The sequence below is a fragment of the Sphaerisporangium corydalis genome (assembly GCF_025506355.1).
Lineage (GTDB): Bacteria > Actinomycetota > Actinomycetes > Streptosporangiales > Streptosporangiaceae > Sphaerisporangium > Sphaerisporangium corydalis.
This window is the reverse complement of the sequence record NZ_JANZYP010000145.1, coordinates 1-2,015: the sequence shown is the minus strand read 5'-3', so window position 1 is coordinate 2,015 and position 2,015 is coordinate 1. Positions and strand designations below refer to the sequence as shown.

The following is a 2,015-nucleotide window of genomic DNA, read 5'->3' as shown; positions in this document are numbered from 1 at the left end:
GACCCGGATGCACCTCATTATGGGCGACACACCGCAGCAGACCCCCATCCCGCAGACACTCACCGCTTAACCTGCAGAACAGGATCACACGAAGGTCAACTCATACACCACTTCGCTGGACGTGACCTCAGGGGGATAACTCCGTGACATGCCGACCTCTCCGGAAGGGTCAGAGACACGACAGTCAACCAGAGCGACTCCATGGAACTCGGGGTACATCAGCGCCCCGATCTACGTGATCTTGGACAACCTGTCGGCGCACAAGAACTGGCGGATCCGCACCTAGGCGAACAAGCACAAGGTCGAGCTGCTATTCACGCCGACCTACGCCTCCTGGGCCAACCCGAACGAGGCTCACTTCGGGCCGTTGCGCCAGTTCACCATCGCCGGCTCCGACCATGCCAATCACACGGTCCAGACCCGCGCTTTGCACGCCTACCTGCGCTGGCGCAACGCCAACGCCCGCCACCCCGACGTGCTGGCCGCCCAACGCCGTGAACGCGCCCGCATCCGCAGCGAGAAACGCATCCGGTGGGGCGGCCGACCGCTCTCAGCCACCGCGGCCTGAGGACCACCCAACCCGGTGATCATGGCCATACCCTGCGGTTCGCACACGCTCGGGTAAGAACCGCAGGGTATGACCGGAAGCCGCGCGGTGTCCTGTCCTCCAGGTCGGCCAGCTACCGGATGACGTGCTCGCCGTAGGCGTCAGCTGGCGCGGGATATCTACGGGATGAACAAGCTCGCCATACGAGCTCTTTTCGGTGTTTCAGCAGCTCACTGCATGGATGACAGCTAGGGCCTGTACGGAGTTGGGATCACAGGGATTCGCCTGCGCCGTGGTTTGTGGTCCTGGTAGGCCATCGCCATGGCGCGTGGCGAGCTCACCGATGATGAATGGTCCTTGATCGAACCGCACCTGCCCCTAGGCGAGCGCGGCCCGATCCCGGACCTGCGACAGCAGTTCAACGCCGTGATGTGGCGCTTTCGCACCGGCAGCCCGTGGCGGGACCTGCCCGCCGAGTACGGCCCCTGGTCCACCGTCTACGACAGGTTCCGCTTGTGGGCCACGATCGGCGTCTTCGAGCAGTTGATGCAGGCCGTGATCGCCGAGGCCGCCGCACGCGGGCAGGTCGACCTCGACCTGGTCAGCGTGGACTCCACCACGATCCGCGCCCACCATCACGCCGCCGGGATGGTTCTGGACGGCGAACTGGTAAAGGCGCTGGAGGAAGCCTGGGAACAGGAAAAGGGGCTGCGCCAAAGGGGCAAAACCCCCACAACGGCGAAGGCGGCCGGGACGGGGACGGAGACGGCAGCCAGGACGAACGCCGGCGATTACGACCACGGCGCCGGATCCGGCTGAAGGCGGCCGCGCCGGGCCGCTCTCGGGGAGGGCTGACCAGCAAGGTTCACCTGTCTGCCGACCGGTACCGCCGTCCGCTGTCCTTCATCCTCACCCCGGGCCAAGCCGCAGACAGCCCGCAGTTTCGCACCGTGCTGTCCCGCATCAAGATCCGCCTGCCCGTCGGACGTCCGCGTACCCGACCGGCCGCGGTGGCGGCCGACAAGGCCTACTCCTCTCGCGGTAACCGCGCCTACCCGCGCCGGCGCGGCATCAAGGCCGTCATCCCCGAAAAACTCGATCAGGCGGCCAACCGCAAGAAACGCGGCTCCCGTGGCGGCCGCCCGGACACCCACGATCCCGATCTCTACAAGGAACGCAACACCGCCGAACGTTGCATCAATCGGATGAAGGACCGGCGCGGCCTGGCCTTCCGCTTCGATAAGAATCCCGCCGGCTACCTCGCCGGCCTTCATCTACGCGGAGCCATCTTGTGGGTCCGGAGCCGTCGACCCGCTTAAAGATCCGAACTCCGTACAGGCCCTAGTGCTGCGACCGGAAACGATCACCGGGTTCGCGTGTAGCCCGCGGTGCCGATTGGATGTTGTGTACAGGTCCGATCGGTGCGAGGAGGCGCGGTGGCAGAACCGGTCCGGGTACGAAGATTGAT

General features: G+C 65.7%; 2 pseudogenes. Both read left to right on the top strand.

The annotated features are described in order from the left end of the window. Positions 1-223: 223 nt before the first annotated feature. Positions 224-568 (top strand): annotated as a pseudogene (locus NYZ98_RS41455) (transposase); the annotation flags it as partial. Positions 569-868: 300 nt separating this feature from the next. Continuing rightward, a pseudogene (locus NYZ98_RS41230) lies at positions 869-1,866 on the top strand (IS5 family transposase). Positions 1,867-2,015: the final 149 nt, after the last annotated feature.